32 protein-coding genes and 1 tRNA gene are annotated in these 25,181 nt (G+C 65.7%); 23 read left to right on the top strand and 10 right to left on the bottom strand.

Features of this window, described 5'->3' with window-relative positions:
• Positions 1–131: 131 nt before the first annotated feature.
• The 5 genes from dapD to V7066_RS18100 all read right to left on the bottom strand — a co-directional run bounded on the left by dapD (position 132) and on the right by V7066_RS18100 (position 3,827).
• On the bottom strand, positions 132–968 hold the full coding sequence (dapD, locus tag V7066_RS18080; RefSeq protein ID WP_334184377.1) for a 2,3,4,5-tetrahydropyridine-2,6-dicarboxylate N-succinyltransferase: 837 nt from the start codon (positions 966–968) through the stop codon (positions 132–134).
• Between the two features lie 143 nt (positions 969–1,111).
• The gene (locus V7066_RS18085; RefSeq protein ID WP_334184378.1) at positions 1,112–1,855 is read right to left on the bottom strand and encodes a hypothetical protein; all 744 of its coding nucleotides are present in this window, start codon (positions 1,853–1,855) and stop codon (positions 1,112–1,114) included.
• Positions 1,856–1,936: 81 nt separating this feature from the next.
• A complete protein-coding gene (gene gmk, locus V7066_RS18090; RefSeq protein WP_334184379.1) occupies positions 1,937–2,590 on the bottom strand; it encodes a guanylate kinase in 654 nt (217 codons plus the stop codon).
• A gap of 223 nt (positions 2,591–2,813) precedes the next feature.
• Complete coding sequence (locus tag V7066_RS18095) at positions 2,814–3,293, bottom strand: hypothetical protein (protein WP_334184380.1); 480 nt, start codon at positions 3,291–3,293, stop codon at positions 2,814–2,816.
• A gap of 33 nt (positions 3,294–3,326) precedes the next feature.
• Complete coding sequence (locus V7066_RS18100) at positions 3,327–3,827, bottom strand: SspB family protein (RefSeq protein ID WP_334184381.1); 501 nt, start codon at positions 3,825–3,827, stop codon at positions 3,327–3,329.
• A gap of 188 nt (positions 3,828–4,015) precedes the next feature.
• On the opposite strand from V7066_RS18100, the gene hisB reads away from it, so the two are divergent.
• The 16 genes from hisB to V7066_RS18180 all read left to right on the top strand — a co-directional run bounded on the left by hisB (position 4,016) and on the right by V7066_RS18180 (position 13,821).
• The gene (gene hisB, locus V7066_RS18105; protein WP_334184382.1) at positions 4,016–4,618 is read left to right on the top strand and encodes an imidazoleglycerol-phosphate dehydratase HisB; all 603 of its coding nucleotides are present in this window, start codon (positions 4,016–4,018) and stop codon (positions 4,616–4,618) included.
• Positions 4,618–4,911, top strand: a complete 294-nt coding sequence (locus V7066_RS18110; RefSeq protein WP_334184383.1) for a YciI family protein — start codon at positions 4,618–4,620, stop codon at positions 4,909–4,911. Before hisB ends, V7066_RS18110 begins: the two co-directional genes overlap by 1 nt.
• A complete protein-coding gene (gene hisH / locus V7066_RS18115) occupies positions 4,908–5,531 on the top strand; it encodes an imidazole glycerol phosphate synthase subunit HisH (protein WP_334184384.1) in 624 nt (207 codons plus the stop codon). The genes V7066_RS18110 and hisH overlap by 4 nt, the downstream gene beginning before the upstream one ends.
• A 1-nt stretch (position 5,532) precedes the next feature.
• Complete coding sequence (hisA, locus tag V7066_RS18120; protein WP_334184385.1) at positions 5,533–6,261, top strand: 1-(5-phosphoribosyl)-5-[(5-phosphoribosylamino)methylideneamino]imidazole-4-carboxamide isomerase; 729 nt, start codon at positions 5,533–5,535, stop codon at positions 6,259–6,261.
• Entirely contained in the window at positions 6,258–6,503 is a 246-nt protein-coding gene (locus tag V7066_RS18125) for a hypothetical protein (RefSeq protein WP_334184386.1), read from the top strand. Before hisA ends, V7066_RS18125 begins: the two co-directional genes overlap by 4 nt.
• 4 nt (positions 6,504–6,507) lie before the next feature.
• Positions 6,508–7,269, top strand: coding sequence for an imidazole glycerol phosphate synthase subunit HisF (hisF, locus tag V7066_RS18130; RefSeq protein WP_334184387.1), 762 nt, complete (start codon positions 6,508–6,510; stop codon positions 7,267–7,269).
• Between the two features lie 129 nt (positions 7,270–7,398).
• Positions 7,399–7,569, top strand: coding sequence for a PEP-CTERM sorting domain-containing protein (locus V7066_RS18135; RefSeq protein WP_334184388.1), 171 nt, complete (start codon positions 7,399–7,401; stop codon positions 7,567–7,569).
• Between the two features lie 46 nt (positions 7,570–7,615).
• Complete coding sequence (locus tag V7066_RS18140) at positions 7,616–7,942, top strand: phosphoribosyl-ATP diphosphatase (RefSeq protein ID WP_334184389.1); 327 nt, start codon at positions 7,616–7,618, stop codon at positions 7,940–7,942.
• 23 nt (positions 7,943–7,965) lie between these two features.
• On the top strand, positions 7,966–8,343 hold the full coding sequence (locus tag V7066_RS18145) for a histidine triad nucleotide-binding protein (protein ID WP_334184390.1): 378 nt from the start codon (positions 7,966–7,968) through the stop codon (positions 8,341–8,343).
• Between the two features lie 161 nt (positions 8,344–8,504).
• Positions 8,505–8,969, top strand: coding sequence for a YbgC/FadM family acyl-CoA thioesterase (locus V7066_RS18150; RefSeq protein ID WP_334184391.1), 465 nt, complete (start codon positions 8,505–8,507; stop codon positions 8,967–8,969).
• Positions 8,966–9,676 (top strand): protein TolQ, encoded by a 711-nt coding sequence (gene tolQ, locus V7066_RS18155; RefSeq protein WP_147219542.1) that lies wholly within the window; start codon positions 8,966–8,968, stop codon positions 9,674–9,676. The genes V7066_RS18150 and tolQ overlap by 4 nt, the downstream gene beginning before the upstream one ends.
• Complete coding sequence (locus V7066_RS18160) at positions 9,676–10,134, top strand: ExbD/TolR family protein (protein WP_334184392.1); 459 nt, start codon at positions 9,676–9,678, stop codon at positions 10,132–10,134. Before tolQ ends, V7066_RS18160 begins: the two co-directional genes overlap by 1 nt.
• Positions 10,135–10,148: 14 nt before the next feature.
• A complete protein-coding gene (locus V7066_RS18165; protein WP_334184393.1) occupies positions 10,149–11,108 on the top strand; it encodes a hypothetical protein in 960 nt (319 codons plus the stop codon).
• Positions 11,105–12,505: a Tol-Pal system beta propeller repeat protein TolB gene (gene tolB, locus V7066_RS18170; RefSeq protein ID WP_334184394.1), complete on the top strand. Its 1,401-nt coding sequence runs from the start codon at positions 11,105–11,107 to the stop codon at positions 12,503–12,505. The genes V7066_RS18165 and tolB overlap by 4 nt, the downstream gene beginning before the upstream one ends.
• Positions 12,506–12,690: 185 nt before the next feature.
• Positions 12,691–13,179, top strand: a complete 489-nt coding sequence (pal, locus tag V7066_RS18175; RefSeq protein WP_334184417.1) for a peptidoglycan-associated lipoprotein Pal — start codon at positions 12,691–12,693, stop codon at positions 13,177–13,179.
• Positions 13,180–13,287: 108 nt separating this feature from the next.
• Positions 13,288–13,821, top strand: coding sequence for a J domain-containing protein (locus tag V7066_RS18180; protein WP_334184395.1), 534 nt, complete (start codon positions 13,288–13,290; stop codon positions 13,819–13,821).
• A 92-nt stretch (positions 13,822–13,913) separates the two neighbouring features.
• Here the strand turns inward: V7066_RS18180 and infC are convergent, their stop codons facing one another.
• Both infC and pdeM read right to left on the bottom strand, forming a co-directional pair.
• Entirely contained in the window at positions 13,914–14,435 is a 522-nt protein-coding gene (gene infC, locus V7066_RS18185; protein ID WP_334184396.1) for a translation initiation factor IF-3, read from the bottom strand.
• Between the two features lie 161 nt (positions 14,436–14,596).
• On the bottom strand, positions 14,597–15,301 hold the full coding sequence (pdeM, locus tag V7066_RS18190) for a ligase-associated DNA damage response endonuclease PdeM (protein ID WP_334184397.1): 705 nt from the start codon (positions 15,299–15,301) through the stop codon (positions 14,597–14,599).
• A 59-nt stretch (positions 15,302–15,360) separates the two neighbouring features.
• On the opposite strand from pdeM, the gene hemF reads away from it, so the two are divergent.
• Both hemF and V7066_RS18200 read left to right on the top strand, forming a co-directional pair.
• Positions 15,361–16,227: an oxygen-dependent coproporphyrinogen oxidase gene (gene hemF / locus V7066_RS18195; protein WP_334184398.1), complete on the top strand. Its 867-nt coding sequence runs from the start codon at positions 15,361–15,363 to the stop codon at positions 16,225–16,227.
• Between the two features lie 110 nt (positions 16,228–16,337).
• Positions 16,338–17,123, top strand: a complete 786-nt coding sequence (locus tag V7066_RS18200; RefSeq protein ID WP_334184399.1) for an SDR family NAD(P)-dependent oxidoreductase — start codon at positions 16,338–16,340, stop codon at positions 17,121–17,123.
• 16 nt (positions 17,124–17,139) lie between these two features.
• Here V7066_RS18200 and V7066_RS18205 read toward each other — a convergent pair whose 3' ends face one another.
• Positions 17,140–17,634 carry a PilZ domain-containing protein gene (locus tag V7066_RS18205; protein ID WP_334184400.1) on the bottom strand — a complete coding sequence of 165 codons (495 nt, stop codon included), beginning with the start codon at positions 17,632–17,634 and terminating at the stop codon, positions 17,140–17,142.
• Between the two features lie 199 nt (positions 17,635–17,833).
• Here V7066_RS18205 and V7066_RS18210 point away from each other — a divergent pair, with 199 nt between their 5' ends.
• Entirely contained in the window at positions 17,834–19,930 is a 2,097-nt protein-coding gene (locus V7066_RS18210) for a RelA/SpoT family protein (protein ID WP_334184401.1), read from the top strand.
• A 30-nt stretch (positions 19,931–19,960) separates the two neighbouring features.
• Here the strand turns inward: V7066_RS18210 and V7066_RS18215 are convergent, their stop codons facing one another.
• Positions 19,961–20,299: a DUF1905 domain-containing protein gene (locus V7066_RS18215; protein WP_334184402.1), complete on the bottom strand. Its 339-nt coding sequence runs from the start codon at positions 20,297–20,299 to the stop codon at positions 19,961–19,963.
• Positions 20,296–21,213, bottom strand: coding sequence for a peptidylprolyl isomerase (locus tag V7066_RS18220; protein WP_334184403.1), 918 nt, complete (start codon positions 21,211–21,213; stop codon positions 20,296–20,298). The genes V7066_RS18215 and V7066_RS18220 overlap by 4 nt, the downstream gene beginning before the upstream one ends.
• Before the next feature lie 78 nt (positions 21,214–21,291).
• Here V7066_RS18220 and V7066_RS18225 point away from each other — a divergent pair.
• From V7066_RS18225 to V7066_RS18240, 4 genes are all read left to right on the top strand, one after another.
• A tRNA-Ser gene (locus V7066_RS18225) sits at positions 21,292–21,382 on the top strand.
• A gap of 111 nt (positions 21,383–21,493) precedes the next feature.
• Positions 21,494–23,290, top strand: a complete 1,797-nt coding sequence (locus V7066_RS18230; protein WP_334184404.1) for a sensor domain-containing diguanylate cyclase — start codon at positions 21,494–21,496, stop codon at positions 23,288–23,290.
• Positions 23,291–23,421: 131 nt separating this feature from the next.
• Complete coding sequence (gene paoA / locus V7066_RS18235; protein ID WP_334184405.1) at positions 23,422–24,111, top strand: aldehyde dehydrogenase iron-sulfur subunit PaoA; 690 nt, start codon at positions 23,422–23,424, stop codon at positions 24,109–24,111.
• Positions 24,108–25,058, top strand: coding sequence for an FAD binding domain-containing protein (locus V7066_RS18240; protein ID WP_334184406.1), 951 nt, complete (start codon positions 24,108–24,110; stop codon positions 25,056–25,058). Before paoA ends, V7066_RS18240 begins: the two co-directional genes overlap by 4 nt.
• Positions 25,059–25,181 lie beyond the last annotated feature (123 nt).

Below are 25,181 nucleotides of genomic sequence, written 5' to 3' on the forward strand. Positions count from 1 at the left end.
GCGGCTCGTGGCCGCCGTGCATTCAGGGCCGACAACGAAAACGTCCGGGAGGTCATTCCGGTTCCCGAAATGCGAAAGGGGCCGGATGGCGTGCCATCCGACCCCTTCTCCAATCAGCGTCGAACGCGCGATCAGTCGCGCAGCAGCTCGTTGATTCCGGTCTTCGAGCGGGTCTGCGCATCCACGGTCTTCACGATCACGGCGCAGTAGAGCGACGGGCCGGGGGTGCCGTCCGGCAGCGGCTTGCCGGGCAGCGAGCCGGGGACGACCACCGAGTAGGGCGGAACCTTGCCGATGTGGACTTCGCCGGTCGCACGGTCGACGATCTTGGTCGAGGCGCCGAGGTAGACACCCATCGACAGCACCGCGCCTTCGCCGACGACGACGCCTTCGGCCACTTCCGAACGGGCGCCGATGAAGCAGTTGTCCTCGATGATGACCGGACCGGCCTGGAGCGGTTCAAGCACGCCGCCAATGCCGACACCGCCCGAGATGTGGACGTTCTTGCCGATCTGCGCGCAGGAGCCGACGGTCGCCCAGGTGTCGACCATGGTGCCTTCGCCGACATAGGCGCCGATGTTCACGAAGCTCGGCATCAGCACGACGCCCTTCGAGATGTAGGTGCCGCGACGGGCGACGGCACCCGGAACCACGCGGAAACCGGCGTTGCGGAAGTCTTCCTCGGCCCAGCCGTCGAATTTCACCGGCACCTTGTCGAAGGCGGGGGCGCCGCCGGCACCGTGGGCGACGGGGGCGTTGTCGTTCAGGCGGAACGAGAGGAGCACGGCCTTCTTCAGCCACTGGTTGACCTTCCAGCCACCCTGACCGTCCGGCTCGGCGACGCGGGCGGCGCCTGATTCGATGAGGCCGAGCGCTTCGTCGACGAGCTTGCGCACGTCGGCGCTGGCGGGGGTGACGGTGTCGCGCGCATCCCAGGCGGCTTCGATCGCGGTTTCGAGTTCGGACATGTTCGCGTCTCCAGAAAGTCGGCCAAAAGGCAGGTTTGCAGGCGCGCCTAGAGGCTGCGGGAGGCGAGGACAAGAAAGAAGGATGCAACCGGCATAAGCGACGCGCCGTTTTGTTGCGCGAACGCTTCGGTCGGCGGGGCCTTTCAGCGTACCGGCGTAAGCTGGGCCGAATCGATGTGCCAACGGCGCTGGCTGGCGCTGGCACCGTCCACGTCGTTCACGCGTCGTACCGTGTAGGTGCCGCGAAAGCGCTGGTGGGTGCCGTCGTCCAGCGTGGCATCCACGGTTACCGGCACCGGCTGGTAGATCGAGCCGGCACCCGCGTCCCCCGGCTCCAGATTGCCGATCGCGACATGGGTGGAGCGGGTATGGGTGAAACCGGCCTGGAACTTTTCGAGGGTCTGGTTCGGCGGGCCGTTGTCGCCCCATTGCTGCCACGCCGTGCCATAGTCGCGGGCATTGAGCGCGGAATAGTAGCGCTCGACGACCGCGGCGGCGGCTTCCTTGCTCCTGGGATCGACGGCGCATTCCGGCATCGGATCGCCGTTGGAGTCGAACAGCGCGCAGCTTCGGGCGATCTCGTCCTCGATCATCGCGCAGGAGTTGGCGATGTTGCAGGGAGGATGCGTCGCGGGGGAGACGTTGCGGCACAAGTCGGCGCGCTTCTGTGCGGCCGTGGCGCCGATCTCGTCCGCGCAGGACAACGGTTCAGCGGGCGGCAGACTCTGCGATGAAGAGGCTGCCGTGGCGGCGGGCTGTTCCGTACCGTTCTCGCTGGCCTGCTGGCTCGCGGAGGCTTCCTCGCGGGAAGGCGAGCCGCAGGCCGAGAGGGCGAAGAGGCAGGCCCATGGCAGGGCCTGCACCAGCGGGTTCTTGCGCGCAGCCATGATCTTCTCCCGTTCCGAGCGTACTCGACTATCTACGCGCGAACCCGGCGCAGGTGCCCGCAAGGAACAGGAAAAATCGCGTCAGGGCACCATCAGTTCGCGCACGAAGCCGATCAGGCCGGTCTGGCGGGCGCGGCGCATGCGTTCGGCGTAGAGGATCTGCTCCACCTTGTCGAAGCACTGGGTAATGTCGTCGTTGACCACCACGTAGTCGTAACCGTCCCAGTGGCTGATCTCGGAGCGGGCGCGTTCCATGCGCGCGGCGATCACGTCCATGCTGTCGGTTCCGCGTCCGGTCAGGCGGCGGCGCAGTTCGTCGATGCTCGGCGGCAGCAGGAACACGCGCACGACGTCGCGCTCGAGCTTCTGGTAGAGCTGCTGGGTGCCCTGCCAGTCGATGTCGAACAGATAGTCCTGGCCGTCCTTCAGACCGGCCTTCACCTGGGCCTTGGGGGTGGCGTAGGAATGGCCGAACACGGTTGCCCATTCGAGGAATTCGCCCTCGTCTGCCATGCGATCGAACTCGGCCTGGCTGACGAAGTGGTAGTCCTTGCCGTCCACTTCGCCGGGACGCGGCGCGCGGGTGGTGCAGGAAACCGAGTTGCGGATGTGCGGATCGTGTTCGAGCAGCATGCGCGCGATCGTCGTCTTGCCGGCGCCCGAGGGCGAGGACAGGATGAGCATCAGCCCGCGGCGGGCGAGCGTATCGGCAGGATTTTCCGGGGAGTTGACCATGTGCCCCGATGCCGATGCCGGGCCTGTAAATCAAGGGGGCAAAATCGGGGAAAGCGTGAGAGCCCGTTTGGAAATTCGCTGAAGGCGAATTTCGCGGCACCGGCCCACGCCCCCACCCTACCACCCAACGGTAATATCCTGCGGGTGGTAGGGTGGGGGCGTGGGCCGGTGCCGCAACGAAAATACCCGAATGGGTATTTTCCATTAAAGGCTCTGAGAGCCTTTATCCGCCGACTTTCGGCACGAGGTCCGATTCGCCTTCGCCGTCCTCGGCCATGGCCCGTATCTGCTTCTCGCCGCGCAGCTTCTCCTTGCGGGCGCGGCTGCGTTCGAAGAGGGTTTTCGCGGCCAGCCCACCGATGACCAGCGCGGCGCCGGGAGCGGAACCCAGCGCCATGCGGGCGATGGCGGTATGCAACATGGCCTGGCTGAACGAGCGCCCGCGCAGGATCTGCGCTGCCGTTTCCGGGGTGTAGCGCTTGCCGAGCAGGGCATGTTCCATCGCGCGCCGGGCCAGGAATGTCCCTCCGCGCAGGGCGATGTCGGCAATGGCAAGGTTCGTGGCGGTGTTCGGGCTGGGGCCGCTCAGGGTGCTGGCCTTGTCCAGCGCCTTCCCGGCGGTGTTCCTGACCGCCGTTCCGGCCTTGCTCACGCCTTTGCCGACACTCTTGCCGACTTTCTTCGGAACGGAAACGACGCCCATGAAGCTTGCCTTCTCGGGCCTCGTCGGCCCGTCTTACTTCTTCTTGCCGAAATCGACCGAAACGACGTTCGAACCGTCTTCGCTGGGAGTAATGCGCGAGGCCACGTCGCGTTCCGAATCGTTTTCCGGAGCGGCGAGATCGTCTTCGTCCTCGTCTTCCTCCACGGCCTGGAACTGGAGGCCGAAGTCCACCGCCGGATCGACGAAGGCAGTGATCGCCGAGAAGGGAATCACCAGCTTGGACGGCATCTGGTTGAAGCTGAGGCTCACCGTGAAGCCGTCTTCCCGCACCGCCAGGTCCCAGAACTTGTTCTGGAGGACGATGGTCATCTCGTCCGGGAAGCGTGCGCGCAGTTCGGGGGGAACCGTTACGCCGGGCGCGCCGGTCTTGAAGGTGATGTAGAAGTGGTGGGCGCCGGGCAGGACGCCGCCCGCGTCCTCGACCTGGCCGAGCACGCGGCCGACAACGGCGCGCAGGGCCTCCTGGACGATTTCGTCGTAGGGGATCAGGCTGTCTGGTGTCGTATCGTTCATCGCGCCTTACGTGCTCATGGTTCTTTTTCCGGTCAAGCGGGTTCGAGCGTAAAATAGCACGTCTCGACAGGTTTTCCCTAGGTCGTTTCGTGAACGGAGCGACCGAAGATTACATCCGAAACGCTTTTCGCGCACACTTGGTGCCGGGTGGAATTGATTCCCGTGCGTACGGGTCTATAGGCGCTGCCATGCGTACAGCCTCGATCACCCGCAAGACTCACGAGACCGACATCGCCGTGGAGGTGAACCTCGACGGCACGGGGGCCTACCAGGTCTCCACCGGGATCGGCTTCCTCGACCACATGATCGAGCAGTTCAGCCGCCATTCGCTGATCGACATTACCTGCCGCATCAAGGGCGACCTCCACGTCGACCAGCATCACACGACCGAGGACAGCGCCATCGCGATCGGCCAGGCGATCAGCCAGGCCCTGGGCGACCGCGCGGGCATCGGCCGCTACGGCGACGTCCACTCGCCGATGGACGAAGCGCTCAGCCGCGTGTCGCTCGACATTTCGGGCCGTCCCTGGCTCGTGTGGAAGGCCGGTTTCACGCAGGACAAGCTGGGCGAGTTCGACACCGAGATGGTCGAGCACTGGTTCCACTCGATCGCGCAGGCCGTGGGGATCACCCTGCATATCGAGCTTCTCTACGGCACCAACAACCACCATATCTGCGAAGGCATCTACAAGGGCTTCGCCCGTGCCATGCGCACCGCGGTGGAACTGGACCCGCGCAAGGGCGGGGCGATCCCTTCGACCAAGGGCATTCTCGGACAGGAGTCGTTGTAATGGCCAGCTTCATCGTCTCGCTTACCTATACCGCGCCGATCGAGGCGGTCGACGCACTGCTGGAAAAGCATGTCGCCTGGCTGCGCGAACAGCATGCGGCAGGCCATCTGCTGGGCTGGGGCCGCAAGGTCCCGCGCGAGGGCGGCATCCTGCTGGCCAAGGGCGAGAGCAAGGCTGCGGTGGAAGCGCTCGCTTCGCAGGACCCCTTCGTGCAGGGCGGCGTCGCCACCATCGAAGTGATCGAATGGGCGCACGGCTTCCTTGACGACAGCGTCGAGGGTCTCGCCGGATGACTTTGGCGCTGATCGACTACGGCGCGGGCAACCTCTATTCGGTGGCCAATGCGCTGCGGGCGGCCGGGGCGGAGAACGTGGTCATCACCGCCAATCCGGACGTGGTCCGGGCGGCGGACCGCATCGTCCTGCCGGGCGTCGGTTCGTTCCGGGCCTGCGCGGAGGGGCTCTGGGGCATTCGCGGCATGGTCGAGGCCATGACCGAGCGTGTCCATGTCGGTGGTGCACCGTTCCTCGGCATCTGCGTGGGCATGCAGCTTCTGGCCACGCGCGGGCTGGAGCACGGCGTGACCAAGGGGCTCGACTGGATCGGCGGGCAAGTGCAAATCATCGAGCGCACCGATCCCGCGATCAAGATCCCGCACATGGGCTGGAACGACGTCTCGCTCGGCCGCAAGGACCCGGCGCAGGGCCTGATCGAGCCCGGAGAGGCCTATTTCCTGCACTCCTACCACTTCCAGCCTGATGAAGGCGCGCATGTGGCGGCGATGACCGACCATGGCGGCGGCCTCGTCGCGGCGGTGGCAAAGGACAATGTCGTGGGCGTGCAGTTCCACCCCGAAAAGAGCCAGGCCTACGGCCTCGCGCTGCTTTCCCGTTTCCTCGAATGGAAGCCCTGAGATGATCGTATTTCCCGCCATCGACCTCAAGCAGGGGCAGGTCGTGCGCCTGGCCGAAGGCGATATGGACCGCGCCACCGTCTATGGCGACAATCCCGCCGCGCAGGCCATGCTCTTTGCCGAAGCGGGTTCGCAGTATCTCCATGTCGTCGATCTCGACGGCTCCTTCGCGGGCCGCGCCGAGAACCGCGAGGCGGTGGAAGCCATTCTCGAGGTCTTCCCCGGCCACGTCCAGCTCGGCGGCGGTATCCGCACGCGCGAGGCCGTGGCGGGCTGGTTCGACCTCGGCGTGTCGCGCGTGGTCATGGGCACGGCGGCGCTGAAGGACCCGCAGTTCGTCAAGGACATGGCGAAGGAATACCCCGGCGGCATCGTCGTCGCGGTGGACGCGCGAGACGGCATGGTCGCGACCGAGGGCTGGGCGGAAGTCTCCGACGTTTCGATCGTCGACATGGCCCGCCGCTTCGAGGACGCGGGCGTGGCCTCGCTGCTGTTCACCGATATCGGCCGGGACGGGCTGCTCAAGGGCGTGAACATCGACGCCACCGTCGATCTCGCCCGCCGCACCGACTTGCCGGTGATCGCCAGCGGCGGCGTGAAGGGCCTCGACGACATCCGCATGCTGGCACTCCATGCCAATGACGGTATCGAGGGTGTCATCACCGGCCGCGCGCTTTACGACGGCCGCCTGGATCTCGCCGCCGCGATCGCGATGGCGGAGAAGGCGTGAACGAGAACCGTCTCGTTGCGGTCCTGGCGCTGGCCATCTTCGTGCCGGGCGTACTCTTTGCCTTGCGGGACTTTCGCAAGGGCCGGGCGCGGCTCATGCTGTTCAGCCGGGCGCGTTCGAAAGTCGAGGCCACGCTCGCAGAGAACCCGCGCAAGTTCTGGGGCTACACGGCGTTCAACCTTGTCGTGAGTCTGACGGTCGGCGTGTTCTGCGCGCTGTTGTTCTTCAAGCCGGTGGAGTGAGCTAATGACAGTTCGAATCCGCGTCATTCCCTGCCTCGACGTTGCCAACGGGCGCGTGGTCAAGGGCGTGAACTTCGTCGATCTCGTCGATGCCGGCGATCCCGTCGAGCAGGCGCGCGCCTATGACGCCGCCGGGGCCGACGAGCTGTGCTTCCTCGACATTTCCGCCAGCCACGAAGGGCGCGGCACCCTGCTCGACGTGGTGCAGCGCACCGCCGAGGTCTGCTTCATGCCGCTGACCGTCGGCGGCGGCGTGCGCGCGGTCGAGGATGCCCGCGCGTTGCTGCTTGCCGGGGCGGACAAGGTGGCGGTCAATTCCGCCGCCGTCTCGCGGCCGGAAGTGGTCGCCGACATTGCCGAGAAATTCGGCTCGCAGTGCATCGTCGCCTCGGTCGACGCGCGCAAGGTGGCGCCGGGGAAGTGGGAAATCTTCACCCACGGCGGGCGCAAGGCGACCGGGATCGATGCGCTGGAACATGCTGTGAAACTCGCCGATTACGGTGCGGGCGAGCTGCTCGTTACTTCGATGGACGGTGACGGCACGCAGAACGGCTATGACCTCGAACTCACCCGCCTGATCGCGGAAAGCGTTTCGGTGCCGGTGATCGCCAGCGGCGGGGTGGGCAATCTCGACCATCTCGTGGCGGGCGTGACCGAGGGCAAGGCCAGCGCCGTTCTGGCCGCCTCGATCTTCCATTTCGGCAGGTACTCGATTGCGGAAGCCCACGCGGCGCTGCGCTCGGCGGGACTTCCGGCGCGGGGCTAAGTGCGTGTTTCGGGAGGGCGAACTTTCACCCTCCCGATCGCCCCGGATCGGGACAGGCGCCGATCGCCGCTTGTCGTTTCCGGCCGTTCCGCCAAAGGCTAATCCAACAGTTCCGCAGGAGCCCCCGCCTTGCCTTGCTTTCGCTGCCTCTCCGCCATCGCTGCGGTTTCCCTCGCCCCGATGCCCGCTTTCGCGGCCGAGGCTACGCGCCTGCCGGAGCCGAGCGGGCTGTTCCTGCTCGCCATGGGAGTGGCCGGGGTGGTGATAGGGCGCCGTTTTTCACGCAAGCGCTCGGACTGAACGTCCTTCTCTTGACCGGCCCGCGCTCGCGCCGCATGGGCATGGCATGAGCAGCCCCGACACTCTCGCCCGCCTCGAAGCCACGATCGCCGCGCGCCGCGCTGCCGATCCCGACAGCAGCTATGTTGCGAAGCTCCATGCGCGGGGCCTCGGCAAGATCGCGCAGAAGCTGGGCGAGGAAGCCACCGAAACCGTGATCGCCGCCCTGACCGAGGATGACAAGGCGCTGGTGGGCGAGGCTTCGGACCTGATCTTCCACCTCATGGTCCTGCTCGGCGCGCGCGAGGTGCCGTTCGCGGCCGTGCTGGCCGAACTCGACCGCCGCGAGGGCGTCTCGGGCATTGCCGAGAAGGCTGCCCGTCCCAAGGCCTGATTACCATTCTCCGGGAGAAACCGATGCCGATCGACCCCAAGCTGCCTTATGACGACAACAATGTCTTCGCGAAGATCCTGCGCGGCGAACTGCCGTGCGACAAGGTCTACGAGGACGACTTCGCGCTGGCCTTCAACGACATCCGCCCGCAGGCGCCGATCCATGTGCTGGTGATCCCCAAGGCGGCCTACGTCTCGTGGGACGATTTCACCGCCAAGGCGGACGACGCGGAAATCGCCGGTTTCATGCGCGCGGTGGGCAACGTCACGCGCCAGCTCGAAATGGACGGGCCGGGCTATCGCCTGATGGTGAACATGGGCACCAACGGCCATCAGGAAGTGCCGCATCTGCATGTCCACATCTTCGGCGGACGCCAGTTCTTCCAGATGATCGCGGAATGATGTCTCGTCGCCCCGGATCGGGTCCGGGGCGACGGCCATGCCGAGAATTTCAACAAATACGACAATTACGACGCAATTAACCGTCCGTTCGCCCGCGCGCGCGGGATAAGTGCGACGAGTGGATTGCACTGCGCCCGCCTCGCGCTACACAACCGGGCAGCATGAGCAGCGACCCTCTTCCGCCCAGCGGCGTCCTCGACGGACCGCTTCACCGCTATGCGCTTCGCGTGTTCTACGAAGACACCGACGCGGGCGGCGTGGTCTATCATGCCAATTACATCCGCTGGTTCGAACGCGCGCGTTCCGACCTGCTCGACCTTCTCGGCATCGACCAGCGCGCGGCGCTGGAATCCGGGGAAGGGCTCTACACCGTCGCGGAAGTGAACATCCGCTACCTTTCGCCCGCGCGCCTCGGCGATGCGGTCGTGATCGATACCCATGCGTTGCAGGTCGGGCGGGTCAGCTGCACCCTTCGGCAAGTGGCGCGTCGCGGAGAAATCCGCCTTGCCGAAGCCACGGTAAAGGTGGGGTTCATCAGTCCTGAGGGACGACCGCGCAAACAGCCCGCCGCCTGGCAACATGCTTTCGCCTCGCTCATGCAAGAGCATCCGAGAGGACCAGAATGACTTTTGAACTGCTCGCCTCTGCCGTCACCATCGGCAGCGATTCCGACCACCTCAACCCGGTAAAGCTGTTCCTCCACGCCGATATCGTCGTGCAGTCGATCATGGCGGGGCTGATCCTGGCGAGCGTCTGGGTCTGGGCCATCATCATCAGCTTCATGCTGCGGATCGGCAGCCTCAACCGCAAGTGCGCGGATTATGAGGAAGGCTTCTGGGAAGCCCAGAACTTCGAGGCCTACCAGAAGGAACGCCGCCGCGGCGACGTTCCGATGGGCAAGGTCGCGGGCGCGGGTCTTGCCGAATGGCGCCGCAATGCCGCGATGCCCAAGTTCGATCCGGACGGCGCGCGCGAGCGTATCGCGCTGGCCATGACCTCTTCGGTCGGCGAGGAGAGCGACCGCATCTCCAACCGCCTGAACTTCCTGGCGACCGTGGGTTCGGTGGCGCCTTTCGTCGGTCTGTTCGGCACTGTCTGGGGCATCATGAACAGCTTCTTCCAGATCGGCCAGCAGCAGAACTCCTCGCTGGCGGTGGTTGCCCCCGGCATTTCGGAAGCGCTTTTCGCCACCGCCATCGGCCTGTTCGCGGCGATCCCGGCGGTCATCGCCTACAACCGCTTCTCGCACCGCGTGAACCTGTTCGAATCGCGCCTCCAGCGCTTTGCCGACCGCCTGCACTCCGCGCTCACGCGTGAGCTGGAGCAGCGCTGATGGGCATGGGCGTTTCCGGCGGCGGCAGGCGAGGTAGCCGGCGCAGCGGCGGGGGACGTACCCCCATGGCCGAAATCAACGTGACGCCGCTGGTCGACGTGATGCTGGTGCTGCTGATCATCTTCATGGTCACCGCGCCGCTGCTCAAGGCGGCGGTGCCGATCGAGCTGCCCGACAGCCGCGCCAAGGCCATGAACGAGGAGCAGGACCAGATCACCATCTCGGTCCAGCGCGACGGCACGATCTATTACGAGACCGAAGCGCTCGCCCCCGGCGAACTCACCGAGCGTCTCGCTTCCGTTCCGGACGGTGCCGACGGCCGCAAGCCGCAAGTCACGCTGCGTGCCGACAAGGCGCTGGACTACGGGCGGGTGATCGACGTGATGGGCGAGCTGAACCATGCCGGTTTCACCTCGATCTCGCTGGTGACGGGTGTCAGCAGCGGTTCAGGCGGCTGAGTTAGGCTGGCACGATGGCAATGCTGGGATTGCGCAAGGACGAGGGGCTGGGGCTTACGCTGGCGGTCGCGCTGCACGTTGCGGTGCTGGCGGTCATGGTGTTGCGCCCGGCGCAGACCGATGTCGTGAAGCCGCCGCAGCGCATCGAGGTGACGCTGAGCGATCAGGTCGGCATGACCTCGACTTCGCCGGACCCTTACAGCCAGGCCGCGCCCGATATTGCGCCTGAAATCGGCGAGGCGGCGCCACCTCCGGCCCCGGCTCCCGAGCCGGAACCGCTGCCGCAGCCGGTGCCTGCACCGCCGCCTCCGGCACCCGCGCCGCAGCCGCGTCCGCAGCCTCCCAAGCCGCAACCGAAGCCGGTCCCGGCCCCCAGGCCTGCGCCGCCGAAACCGGCTCCGCCCAAGCCTGCGCCTCCGAAGCCCGCACCGCCCAAGCCCGCGCCGAAACCGGCGCCGCAGAAGACTCCGGCCAAGCCCGCCACCAGCCGCGACAGCAGTGCGATCGACCGAATCGTCCGCAAGTCTGGCTCGGCACCGAGCAAGGCGGCCACGCCGCCTAAGAAGGCCGGCGGCAGTCGCATTGGTGCCGACTTCCTTCCGGGTGTGCCCGGCTCGACTTCGACCCAAGACAAAGGTCAGCCCGCCGCGGCGCTCGGCCCGGCGGCGATTTCCGCGCTCAACGGTGCGATCAGCCGCCAGCTCAAGCCGCATTGGGCCGCGCCGCAGGGTGCCGACGCGGAACTTCTGGTGACCACCGTGCGCTTCCGCCTGAACAAGGACGGCAGCCTCGACGGCGAACCGCTAGTCCTGCGCACGACCGGCCAGACCGCGACCAACTCGGCGCAGGTCAAGCGCCACCAGGAACAGGCGATCCGCGCGGTGAAGCTTGCCGCGCCGTTCAATCTGCCGGAAGACCTCTACAACGGCTGGAAGGTCATCACGACCAACTTCGACAGAAGGCTCTCGCAATGAAAAAGATAATCCACATCGCTGCTTTCGGCCTGCTGCTTTCCGGTTCCGTGGCGGCCTTCGCCCAGAGCGCGCCGCCCGCCCCCCAGCCGGTCCCGACCGGCCAGCAGGCGCCTGCGGACGAGGACGGCGGTCTCCAGGTCACCGTTTCGGACGACAGCGACTGGCAGGACCTTGGCATCGCCATCACCACTTTCGCGACCGACGCCGACGTGCCCACCGGCACCAATGCCGGTTCCACCGCCGCGCTCGGCCGCGCGCTGTCGCAAGTCGTGGCTGCCGACCTCAAGAACAACGGCCTGTTCAAGCCCTCCGGCCCGGACGGTCTGCCGCAGCCCGCCTATGCCCAGATCCAGTCGCCGGACTTCCCGACCTGGTCGGCCCGCGCCGCGAACATGCTGGTGCAGGGGTACGTGCGTGCAGGCGCAGGCGGCCAGATCACGGTCGGCTGCTACCTCTACGACGTCGCGCTAAAGCAGCAGCTGGTGAAGGGCGGCTGGCAGGTTCCGCCGTCGGACTGGCGCCGCGCCGCGCACAAGTGCGCCGACATGGTCTATTCGCGCCTCTCGGGCGAAAGTCCGTTCTTCGATTCGAAGATCGCCTATATCGCCGAGACTGGTCCCAAGGACCACCGCATGAAGCGTCTGGCGATCATGGATTCGGACGGTGCGAACCACCGCTACCTGACCAGCGGCCAGTCGACCGCGCTGACCCCGCGCTATTCGCCGGACTATTCGAAGATCCTCTACTTGTCCTACCTCAACGGACAGCCGAGCATCTACGTCTACGATCTGGCCAGCAATACGCAGAAGCTGATCGCCCGCACCGGCAACCCGACGATGGCGCCGCGCTGGTCGCCGGACGGCAAGTGGGTGCTCTATTCGATGGCTTCGGGCGGCAATACCGATATCTACCGCATCTCGTCGGCAGGTGGCGGCACTCCGCAGCGCCTGACCAATACGCCGGGCATCTCGATCGGCGGGTCCTACTCGCCGGACGGCAACCAGATCGTGTTCGAAAGCGACCGCTCGGGCAACCAGCAGATCTACGTGATGAACGCGGACGGTTCGAACCAGCACCGCATCAGCTTCTTCGGCGGCCGTTCGGCCACGCCCGAATGGAGCCCGCGCGGCGACCAGATCGCCTTCACCCACGTTGCCGGCAACTTGCGCATCGCGGTCATGAACCCGAGCGGCGGCGGCATGCGCCACCTCACGGATTCGTGGCAGGACGAGGCCCCCACCTGGTCTCCGAACGGCCGCATCATCCAGTTCTTCCGCACCGCCCGGGGCGCGGGCACGGCCTCGATCTGGCAGGTCGACCTGACCGGCCGCAACGAGCGCCGCCTGCCGACTCCGGTGGGCGCTTCCGACCCGGCCTGGGGCCCCGTCCGCCCCTGACGCTTTCCCGATCCGTCGCCTGAACCGGGCTCCTTCCGCAAAGGAAGGGGCTCGTTCAGGTTGACAGCTTCGAAAATTACACGAAACTTCAACAAACGCAGGCCATTTATAATTGGCTGCGCACCTTAGGAGATTGCCTCATGCCTGCCCTCATGGTTCCCCGTCATGTGAAGACCGGATCGACAATGCTCCTCATCGCCGGGGCTCTCGCCATGTCGGCGTGTGCATCGAAGGCGCCGAAGGAACTGCCGCCCGAGCCGGGCCCGGCAACCACCACCCAGACCACCCCGCCGCCGAGCGGCCCGCAGGCGGGCAGCCAGGCCGACTTCGTTGCACGCATGATGGGTTCGGACACCATCTACTTCCAGCTGAACGAAGATAGCGTGGACGCCACCGACCAGGCCGCGCTGTCGAAGCAGGCCCAGTGGCTCCAGCAGTACCCGAACAAGCGTGCCACGATCGAAGGCCATGCCGACGAACGCGGCACCCGCGAATACAACCTCGCGCTGGGCGAGCGCCGCGCGAATGCGGCCAAGAACTACCTCATCAGCCTGGGCATCGATCCCTCGCGCCTGAACACCGTGAGCTACGGCAAGGAGCGCCCGATCGCTCTCGGTTCGGACGAGGCTTCGTGGGCGCAGAACCGCCGCGCGGTTACTGTCACGATCGACTGATTTCGCTGCTGCGAAATTTGACGAAGGCCCGGTTCGCAGACGCGAGCCGGGCCTTTTGCATGGATCGGCGCTTGCATTGAGTTCGAAAGGGCAGGTATCGCCCGTCGGATGAGTCGCGCAGGTCGATCGATGGACTGGGGTTTCCCGCGCTGGCGCAGCTATGGCAGCTCGCGCGAGGCAGCGCAGGTGCGCCTGTGCGATCGGCACGGCTGCACCGAGCCGGGCAATTGCCCCGCGCCCAAGAGCCCGAACAGCCCGGATCGCTGGTATTTCTGCCAGAAGCATGCCGCCGAATACAACGCGGGCTGGGACTATTTCGCAGGTCTGGATGCCGAGGAAACCGCCCGGCGCGAAGCCGAGGAGCGGGCCGAGAGTTCGGGCTACAAGGAATCGGCGCACTACGGGTGGACCGGCTCGGGCGACGGCAGTCGCAGCCGCGACGAACTGCGCGCGCTGGAAGCGCTGGGTCTCGACCCCGATGCCGGCTTCGACGCCGTCCGCAAGGCCTGGCGGACCAAGGCCAAGGAAGTGCACCCGGACGTGAAGCCGAACGACCCGGAAGCGGCCAAGGCGTTCCAGACCTACCAGCTCGCCTACGAAGTCCTGCGCGCGGCGGAAGAACGCCGCGAGTGGAAGGGCTGACGGCAATTCCGCCCGGCCGATACGGCTGAACCCAAAAACAAAGGGCGCGCCTTGCGGCACGCCCTTCGTGTTGAGGATACTGAGTCCGTCGCTTATTTCGGCGACAGGACCATCAGCATCTGGCGGCCTTCCATGCGCGGATAGGCTTCGATCTTGGCGATGTCGGCCACGTCTTCCTGCACGCGGCGCAGCAGGTTCATGCCCAGCTGCTGGTGCGAAAGCTCACGACCGCGGAAGCGGAGCGTCACCTTCACCTTATCGCCGTCACTGATGAAACGAACCACGTTGCGCATCTTGGTGTCGTAGTCGTGGTCGTCGATGTTCGGACGCATCTTGATCTCTTTGATCTCCTGCGTCTTCTGGGTCTTGCGCGCGGCATTGGCCTTTTTCTGGGCCTCGTACCGGTACTTGCCCACATCAAGGAATTTGCACACCGGCGGATCCGCGTTCGGCGAGACTTCAACCAGGTCGAGGCCGACTTCGGCCGCCTGCTCGATAGCCTGACGCGTGTACATGACGCCGATATTCTCGCCGTCCTGATCGATCACGCGGACCTTGTCCGACTGGATCATGTTATTGTAGCGCGGTCCGCTCTTGACCGGTGGCGTCATCATACGCCGGGGTGGGGGTGCTATAAGCGTTCTCCTGAATCGTTTCTGTCGCTAGGCGAGTGCGGGCGTCATTAATGCGAATCGCGTCGACACGCAAAGACCGATTTCAACGAAATCTATAGGACGCCCCAGCCATATGAAATGGCCATGACGCATATAGGGGTTCAGGCTGCGGATCGCCAGAGGGGGTAGCGCAGCAACTGCTCCTTCGCGGTAAGCAGGGCGTCGATCTGCTGCGCCGGTTGCAGGGCCTTCAGAATCGCCGGATCGGCTGCGTCCATGCCGCCGGTAAGGGCGCCGAAAGCAGGCAGGATCAGGCGATTGCCGCTGTGCACCACGCAGGGCCGGGCGATCCGGCGGCCACGGGCATGGACGATCAGGCGCGGGTGGAAATGGCCGGAAAGCTCAGGCTCCGTGGTGCCGGGCCGCGCCTCGTGGCGCAGCGCGATGCCGTCCACCACGATCTCCTCGACCCGCGTGCCGCCGGCCTCGCTGCCCAGATGCGGGTCGTGGTTGCCGGTGATCCACACCCAGTCGAGCGCGCGGGTGAGGGCGCCCAGCATGCCGGCGGCATGGGGTTCGAGCCGCTCGGTGCCCTTGCTGTCGTGGAAATTGTCACCCAGCGCAAAGACTCGCCGGGCGCCGGTCTGCCGTACCGCGAGGGCAAGGCGTTCCAATGTCTCCCGGCTGTCGTAAGGTGGCAGCATCTGCCCGCCCCGCGCATAGAAGCTCGCCTTTTCGAGGTGCAGGTCCGCCACCAGCAGCGCCTGTTCGCGCGGCCAGTAGAGCGCGGCTCCGCGCCCGCTCGCCGCGCCTTTCGGGGTCGGGACGAGCTGCAACTCCTGCGCGCAGAACGAAAAGGGAACCATGGCTTTTCCTTGCCGCAGGCCGTGCGATTTGGCAAGCGCCCGGCGGAAAAGGAAACGCCATGACTGACTGGACTGCCCACACCGACCGCGCCCGCGACTGGTTCGAGACGCTGCGGGACCGCATCTGCGCCGAATTCGAGGCGATCGAGCGCGAGGCAGGCTCGTCGGCAGCCTTCGAATATACGCCGTGGAAGCGTGCGGCGGTCGAGGGGGGCAGCGAAGGCGAGACCGGCGGCGGTACGCGTGGGCTGATGAAGGGGCAGGTCTTCGAGAAAGTCGGCGTCAACGTCTCCACCGTGGTCGGGTCGCTGTCGAAGGACTTTGCAGGCTCGATCAACGGTGCCTCGGCCGAGCAGAATGCTTTCTCGGCCACCGGGATCAGCCTCGTTGCGCATATGGCGAACCCGCATGTGCCCGCCGTGCACATGAACACCCGGTTCCTCACCACGACGAAGGCCTGGTTCGGTGGCGGCGCCGATCTCAATCCGCCGATCCCCTATGATGAGGACACCGCCGCGTTCCATGCGGAACTCAAGGCCGCCTGCGATGCCCATGGCGCGGACTATTACGAGCGCTACAAGGCCTGGGCGGACGACTATTTCTACATCCCCCACCGCAAGGTCCATCGCGGCGTCGGCGGCATCTTCTACGATCACCTGGAATGCGCCGACGAAGCAGGGTGGGAGGCGAACTTCGCCTATACCCAAGCCGTGGGCGAGGCGTTCCTGGCCGTGTTCCCCCGCCTCGTGCGCAAGCGGATGGGCATGGGCTTCACGGCCGAGGACAAGGCGCGGCAGCTGGAATGGCGCGGTCGCTATGCCGAATTCAACCTTGTCTACGATCGCGGCACGCTGTTCGGTCTCAAGACCGGCGGCAACATCGATGCGATCCTGATGAGCCTGCCGCCCGAGGCAACCTGGTCCTGAACAGACTTGTGCGTCTGAGGCAAAACTGAACGGCTTGGAAGCCGTCTAATCGCCTTGGAGTTCCGCGCCTATCTTGCGTTTCGATTGCAAGATTAGGAAGGAATTCTCCCATGGATCTCAAGCTCGCCGGCAAGACCGCACTCGTTACCGGATCGACTGCCGGCATCGGCTTGGCCATTGCCGCAAAGCTGGCGGACGAAGGCGCCGAAGTCATCGTCACCGGCCGCAACCAGGCCAAGCTCGATGCTGCCGCCCAGACCGTCGGCCAACTCGGCAAAGTGCGCGCGGTGCTGGCCGATCCGGCCACGGAAGAAGGCGCGCAGGCGCTGATCGACGCGGTTCCGCAAGTCGATATTCTCGTCAACAACCTCGGCATCTATGAGGCTCGGCCCTTCGTCGAGATCACCGATGCGGAGTGGCGCAATTTCTTCGAGGTCAATGTCCTCAGCGGCGTCCGCCTCTCGCGCCATTACTTCCCCGGCATGTTGGAGCGCGACTGGGGCCGGGTGATCTTCATCTCCAGCGAAAGCGGCCTGATGACGCCGGGCGAGATGGTTCATTACGGCATGACCAAGACCGCGCAGCTCGCGGTCGCGCGCGGCATGGCCGACGCAACGCGCGGTACGCAGGTCACGGTGAACTCGGTCCTGCCGGGGCCGACACGCTCGGAAGGCATCGTCGAGTTCATCCGTTCGGTGGTCGAGAACAAGGACGCCTCGGAAGCCGAGCGGGAAGCTGAGTTCTTCAGCACGCTGCGCCCGCTCTCGCTGATCCGCCGCCTGATCGAGGCCGACGAAGTCGCATCGATGGTGGCCTTCCTCGCTAGCCCGCTCGCAGCGGTGACCAACGGGGCGGCGATTCGGGCCGAGGGCGGTATCCTGCCGACGATCGCCTGATGGGAGAGCGCCGGCGTTACGCCGGCGCTCCTTCGATACCCGCAAAGACCGGCGCACGAGCCGGGGGTTCGAGTTGCCCCAGGAAGCGGTCGTTGCGCTTGCGATTGGCGGCGCCGAGCGCTTCGATGTCGAGGGTGTTGAACAGCTCCACGCCGAAAGCCCGTTCCTCCACCCAGCGCACCTGTGCGAGGTATTCTCCATTTTCGGGCAGGCGGATGCAGACGATTTCGTCGGCTAGCGGCAGGGCATGCTGCGACGCGGCGCGGGTGGCAAGGCACATCCCGCGTTCCGAGATGTTGCGGACGATGATGTCCTGTTGCGGAGCTGCCGCTGTTCCTACTTCATCCGGCGCACGGAGCAGTGTCGCGCTGATGAGCGTGCGTCTCCGCGGTGCACGGGGCTGGAGGCTGAGGGATGGGGGCAGCACCGTTTCCACGAGCTGCGAATCAGTCATCCCGAGGAGGGCTGCATAGATCGCCATTTTCCTGCCGATGTCGCCGTCGATACCCATTCATGCCTCCCTTCGCGGTCAGGAAGCATCGTGCTGCGGTGCGAGTTCTGCGCGACTTAACCGCTCACCCCGGAAAACCCCGAGGCAATCGATTTAAACGCCTATAGGTGGTGCAGATGCCACAGTTTCGTTGCATAATCTGCATGTGAAGACTCGGCCTCTTGCCGCGCCGCGAAAAATCCTGACATGAAGCCTGGGAATGCTGCGCCAATACGAACTTGTCGAACGCGTGAAGGAATACGCGCCCCAGGCCGATGAGGCCCTGCTCAACCGTGCCTACGTCTATACCGTACAGAAGCACGGCACCCAGAAGCGGGCTTCCGGCGACCCCTATTTCAGCCATCCGGTAGAAGTTGCGGGTCTGATGACCGAGCTGAAGCTCGACCAGCAGACCATCATCACCGCGCTGCTCCACGATACCGTGGAAGATACGCTGGCGACGATCGAAGAGATCGAGAAGCTGTTCGGTCCCGACGTTGCGCGTCTGGTGGACGGCGTCACCAAGCTCTCCAAGATCGAGGTGATGACCGAGAACGAGCGCGCGGCGGAGAACCTGCGCAAGTTCCTGCTGGCCATGAGCGAGGACTTGCGCGTCCTGCTGGTGAAGCTGGCCGACCGCCTGCACAACATGCGCACCCTCCACTACATCAAGAAGGAGGACAAGCGCCGCCGCATCGCCCGCGAAACCATGGATATCTACGCCCCGCTCGCCGAGCGCGTGGGCATGTACGAATACATGCGCGAGATGCAGATGCTCGCCTTCGAGCAACTGGAGCCGGAAGGCTACGCCACGATCACCGGCCGCCTCGCGCAGATCCGCAGCGAGGAAGGCGGGCAAGTCGACGCGATCGCGCTCTCGATCAAGCAGGCGCTGGCCGAGGCCGGCCTCAATGTCGAGGTCTCGGGCCGCGAGAAGCACCCTTATTCGATCTGGCGCAAGATGGCCGAGCGCCATGTGACCTTCGAGCAGATCACCGACATCATGGCCTTCCGCGTCCTCACCGACAACGTGGAGGAATGCTACCAGGCGCTCGGCGTGCTGCACCAGACCTGGCAGATGATTCCGGGGCGCTTCAAGGACTACATCTCGACGCCCAAGTCCAACGGCTACCAGTCGCTGCACACCGCGCTGATCTTCGAGCGGTCGATGCGCATGGAAGTGCAGATTCGCACGCGCGACATGCACCGCCTCAACGAGTTCGGCCTCGCCGCGCACTGGGCCTACAAGCAGGGCGGCGGCACCCGGCCCGATGGTCAGGTGGGCTGGCTGCGCGACCTGATCGAGATCGTGGACGCCAGCCACGATGCCGAGGAACTGCTCGAAAACACCAAGATGGCGATCTACCAGGACCGCATCTTCGCCTTCACGCCGAAAGGCGCGCTGTTCCAGCTGCCGAAGGGCTCGACCGCGGTGGACTTCGCCTATGCGGTCCACACCAATCTCGGCAACGCGACGGTCGGGGTGAAGATCAACGGCCGCCACATGCCGCTGCGCACGCAGCTCGCCAACGGCGACGTGGTGGAGATCATCAAGAGCCCGACCTCCGAGCCGCAGCTGTCCTGGCTGGGCTTCGTCGTCACCGGCAAGGCGCGCGCCTCGATTCGCCGCGCGGTGCGGGCCAAGGAACGGCAGGAAGTGGCCGAGATCGGCGCCAAGCTGCTCGACGAGATCGTCGGCCGCCTGCCGGGCCGGATCGGCAAGAAGGCGATCGACGGTGCTATCCAGCGCCTCGACATGCGCGACGAGGAAGACCTGATGTTCGCCATCGGCTCGGCACGTCTCACCGATCGTCAGGTCATGGAAGCGCTGGTTCCGGGCAGCACCGCCGAACTTCCCGACGACAGCGACTGGGCCCATGCCGAGCGGGCGATCTCGATTCGCGGCCTGACGCCGGGCGTCGGCTTCGAACTCGGCGAATGTTGCCACCCGGTCCCCGGCGACCGCATCGTCGGGATCCGGCGCCCCGACCACAAGGTGGAAGTCCATGCGATCGACTGCCTTACCCTGGCCAACGGCGCCGATGTCGACTGGCTCGACTTGTCCTGGGGCGAGCGCACGACGGGCGCGGTCGGCCGCCTCAGCCTGGTGCTCTACAACCGGCCGGGCACTCTGGCGGAAGTGACGCAGATTCTCGCCTCCAACCGGGCGAACGTTACCAACCTCCAGATGGTCCACCGCGACGAGCCCTTCGGCACTTACGAGGTCGATCTGGAGGTGAGCGATCTTGCGCACCTCACCCGCATCGTCAGCGCCCTGCGCGCCAGCGAGGCGGTGGCAGAGGCCGCGCGCATCTGACAGCCGGAACGATGCCAGCCGGGAACGAGGTCAGTATTCCAGACTGACCTCGACCTCGTTGCCTTCCGCCAACCCTTCGGCGCGGCGGACGGAGGCCTTTACCGGCAGCAGCCAGACCTGCTGCGTTTCGCCGCTATCCGACTTGCTCGGAAACACCGAGGTCGCAAAACAGGTGGCGCCGATCCGCGCCTTGACCTTGAGCGAGCCGAACCCGCGCGCCGTGCCTTCCAGCTTGCGCATCACGGCCGTTCCGGAGAGCGCCTCGCCCGCCGCGCCGTCGATGGTGAGGAAGTGCCAGGTGCCGCTGCCCGAACCACCCGTCCAGCGCCAGAGGCGGCCGGTGTGCTCGACCTGCTCCAGCAGCGTCACCGCGAGACCTCGCGGATCGGCACCGGCACGTTGCAGACATCGACGCCGCCGGCGGGGTGAATGTAGAAATCGTCCTGCCGGTTGGCACGCTTGTCCACGTAGGCGGCGAAGCTGCGACTTTCGGTGGAGAGATATTCGTAAGTAGGCAGGCCGGTCACTTCGTTGCCCATGCGGACGGAGCGGATCGCCGTGCGCTCCTTCGGCTTCTTGTAGAAGCCGATGTCCCCGGTACCGCGCGGCAGGGCGGAGAGGTTCTCGATCCCCGAAATGACCCGTCCGACGATCGCCACGTTGCGATCGAGCTGGCGCGGGGCATGGCCGATCACCGCATAGAGTTCGGCACCGGTGCCGGTGTCAGGCGAATTGTTCCGGCCGACGCCGACATAGCCGTAGCAGTGGGTGGGCCAGGTCTTCTCGTCCGCGAAGGCAATCGGCCAACCTGCGTGGAGACCAGTGCCGGCGCGATAGGAATCGTTCGGAATGGTCAGGTCGACGGCAACGCTTTGCCCGACCGCATATTCGCTTTCCGGCACGACCGTCAGCCCCTTGGGCAGCGGCTTTGCTTTCTTGGGATTTTCTCCCTCGGGATCGCCCCATTGCACGACGTAATTGTCCTGAACCCGCACCACGGCGATTCCGTCATACCAGCGCGCCGCGACCAGCTTGCGGATATTCCCCGTCCAGCCCTGCGAGAACGGCGCCGGGATCAGCTGGATCACCACCCGCCGCGCCTTGCCCGCGGCATCGGGAGCGAGGTCCATCACCAGGAGATCGGAAGGGGCGATCCGCTTCCAGTCTCCGGCGGGCGCGGCGATGACGATATCGTTGGGCGTGCGCGGCGCAGGGGTATCCTCGGCCAGCACCGGAGCGGTCAAAAGGGCGGAAACCACGAGGGCGGAAAAGAAATTTCGCATCGAGTGCGTGATGACACGTCGAGACGGCTTGCGAAACCCTTCAACGCAGGCTAGGGCGCCCGCCTTACCAGTGCATGCGGAGCGGTGGCCGAGTGGTCGAAGGCGCTCGCCTGGAAAGTGAGTATACGTCAAAAGCGTATCGAGGGTTCGAATCCCTCCCGCTCCGCCAAGCCTTTTCCCGGGCAGAAGTTGCCCGGCCGTCCCGCATCGGTGCACCGAAATTTTGCATCATGATGGATATTATGTCGAAATCGGTCGAGCAGGCCGCTATCTCGGACAGGTGGGTAGCAGCAATCTTGGTCGGACGATTCTAGCGGCGGCACTGGCGGGCGGTCTCTATTTCTTCCTGGCGATCATCGCGCTTCAGGTAACGCGCGGAGCTGACGGGATCGCTACCGTCTGGCCCGCCAGCGGCGTGGCGGTGGCGGCGCTCCTGCTCGCCCAGCCGGGCCAGCGGCGATGGGTCGTGGCGGCACTGACCTTTGCCAGCTTCCTGGCCAATCTCGTATTCAACGGACGACCGGGTCTTTCGCTTGGGCTGACCGGCGCCAATGTGCTGGAAGCGTTGATCGCCTTTGGGGTCATGCGCGATATCCAGCGGCGCAACGATTCGTTCTTCCACATCTCCGCGATCCTGCGCTTCTGCCTCGCCGCGATCTTCGCTTCGGTGGCGAGCGCGACCGTCGCCAGCCTCATTGCCGAAGACAATTTCGGCCATATGTTCCTGTCCTGGCTGACCACCGTGGCGCTGGGCATCCTGATCGTCGTGCCGCTGATCATGAACTTCGTGCATCCCGGCACGAGTGGTCCGGCCAGAGGTCTCGGGCATTTCGGCCTCACGGCGCTGGTCCTGGCGCTGGTGGCGGGGACCACCGCCGCCGTCTTCGTCCAATCGACCTACCCGCTGCTGTTCCTGCCGTTGCTCTGCGTGCTCTTCGCGACCTATTTCCTCGGCGCGACCGGGGCGACGTGCAGTATCCTGACGATCGCCGCGATCGGTTCGGTGGCGATCTGGCAGGGGCGGGGATCGATCAGTCTGACGGATGCGGGCACGGGCGTGGAAGTGCTGTTCTTCCAGTTCTATCTCTTCACCCTGCTGGTCTCGGCGCTTCCCCTGGCCGCGCTGATCGCCATGCGCGATCGCAGCTTCGCAGAAGTGGAGCGCGGCAAGCGCTGGCTGGAAATGTCCGAGGGCATCGCCAAGGTCGGCCACTGGCGACTGGAACTTGCGGAGCAGCGGCTGTTCTGGTCGGGCGAGGTATTCCGCATCCACGGCCTCGAACCCGGGCCGCTGCCTTCACTGGACATGGCGGTGAACTTCTATCACCCCGAGGATCGCTTGCTGGTGGAAGGCACGCTGGCGGAGAGCCTGGAAACCCTGAGCCCGATCGAATTCGAGGCGCGCATCGTCCGCGCGGACGGGGAAATCCGCTACGTCTACAGTTGCAGCGAAGTGGAACTGCGCGAGGACGGCAAGCCGGGGGCGATCTTCGGCATCTTCCAGGACGTGACCAGCCGCGTGCTCGCGGCGATGGAACTGGCCAGCGCGCGGGCGCGGGCGGAAGCGCGGGCGGACGAGGCGATCCATCTCGCCGAAACCGATGCGCTGACCGAGATCGCCAATCGCCGCAAGGTCATGGCCTGTCTCGATACCGAGATCGGCAGGGCGGCGACACTGGGCGGACCGCTCTCGATCGCGGCGCTGGATATCGACCGCTTCAAGCTCATCAACGACCGGTTCGGCCATGCCGTGGGCGATCAGGTGATCCGCCGGGTGGCGCAAGTCTGCGCACTGGCGGTCCGGGGGGCGGATCTTGTCGGCCGCATCGGCGGGGAGGAGTTCCTGATCGTCCTGCCCGCGACCGAAGCGGAAATGGCTTTCGCCGTTGCCGAGCGCGTGCGCCGCGCGGTGGAAGCCATCGACTGGGAGCCGCTCGACCTGCCGCAAGTGACGGTCAGCATCGGCCTGGCCTCGTGCCTCGGTGACGTCGATTGCGAGGAATTGATGGTCCGCGCGGATCGTGCGCTCTATCAGGCCAAGCATGATGGCCGCAATCTGCTGCGCCAAACCGGCTGAAGGCCTGGAGCAATCCATCATGAGCTGCGTTCATGACGGTATGCGACTTAGCGCAGTGACGTTTCGCTCACCTATAGGTTATCGTGCCTGACGGACGGCCAACCGTCCCAATGGTGCGAAAAGGACGGGCAATGAACGAAACGTCGAGCGAGGCCTCGCTGGAAGCGGGGCATTTCGAGGTATCCAGACGTGCGGTTCTGGCGGGCGGCGTGGCCAGCGTCGGCATTTCCGCCATCCCGTCCGTCGCGGAAGGAGCGGCACCCATGGCACAGCAGCCCCCGACGATGGCGGTTTCCTTCAAGGTCAACGGCAAGGCGCAGGCGCTCATGCTCGATACGCGCACGACGCTGCTCGATGCGCTGCGCGACCATATCGGCCTGATGGGCACCAAGAAGGGCTGCGACCACGGCCAGTGCGGCGCCTGCACGGTGCTGGTGAACGGCACGCGAATCAATTCCTGTCTCAGCCTTGCGGTGATGCACGAGGGCGATGCGGTGACGACGATCGAGGGGCTTGGCACGCCGGACGAACTGCATCCGATGCAGGCGGCTTTCGTGAAGCATGACGGTTTCCAGTGCGGCTATTGCACGCCGGGGCAGATCTGTTCGGCGGTGGCGGTGCTGGAAGAGATCAGGGCGGGCATTCCCAGCCACGTCCAGGACGACATCGGCGGCGCGCCGGAAATGACGGTGCTAGAAATGCGCGAGCGCATGAGCGGCAATATCTGCCGCTGCGGCGCCTATTCGAACATTGCGGAGGCCATGGCGGAAGTCGCCGGTGTCCGGATGGCGGAAACCCACGATGCGGAGGTTCGGGCATGAGGGCCTTCACTTACGAGCGCGCGAAGGCCCCGGCTGCGGCTGCGGCTGCCGTCGCCGCGCATAAGGGCGCCAAGTTCATCGCCGGGGGCACCAATCTGCTCGACCTGATGAAGCTGGAGATCGAGACACCGACACATCTCGTCGACGTGCAGGACCTCGGCCTCGACCGGATCGAGGAGACGCAGCAAGGCGGTCTGCGCATCGGCACGCTCGTCAGCAACACCACGCTGGCAGCGGATCCGCGGGTGCGTAAGGACTACGGCGTGCTGACCCGCGCCATCGTCGCGGGGGCCTCGGGCCAGTTGCGCAACAAGGCGACGACCGGCGGCAACCTGCTTCAGCGCACCCGTTGCCCTTACTTCTACGACACCAACCAGGCCTGCAACAAGCGCAAGCCCGGCTCCGGGTGCGCGGCAATCGGCGGGTTCAGCCGCCCGCTCGGGGTGATCGGCACCAGCGATGCCTGCATCGCCACCCATCCCAGCGACATGGCGATCGCCCTGCGCGTGCTGGATGCGGCGGTCGAGACCGTCGATGCCGGGGGCAAGACCCGCAGCGTGCCGATCGGAGAATTCCACCGCCTGCCGGGCGATACCCCGCATGTGGAGAACGTGCTCCAGCCCGGCGAGCTGATTACCGCCGTGACCTTGCCCAAGCCTCTGGGCGGACGGCATTTCTATCACAAGGTCCGCGACCGGGCGTCCTATGCCTTCGCGCTTGTCTCGGTGGCGGCGGTGCTCAACGAGGACGGCAGCGGCCGGGTCGCTTTCGGCGGGGTTGCTCCACGGCCCTGGCGGGTCGAGGCGGCGGATGCGCAGCTTCGAGACGGCGCCGGGGCGGCGGTGAAAACGGCTTTTGCCGAGGCGCGACCCACGCACGAGAACGCCTTCAAGGTCACGCTGGCCGAACGCACGCTGGCGGCGCTTATCGCGGAGAACCGGGCATGAAGTTCGACACGCCTGCGGGCCCCAATCCCATCGACGCGATGAAGGTCATCGGCCAGGCGGTCGACCGCGATGCGCAGCTTCGAGACGGCGCCGGGGCGGCGGTGAAAACGGCTTTTGCCGAGG

Source organism: Novosphingobium sp., from assembly GCF_036820275.1.
Taxonomy (GTDB): Bacteria; Pseudomonadota; Alphaproteobacteria; order Sphingomonadales; family Sphingomonadaceae; genus Novosphingobium.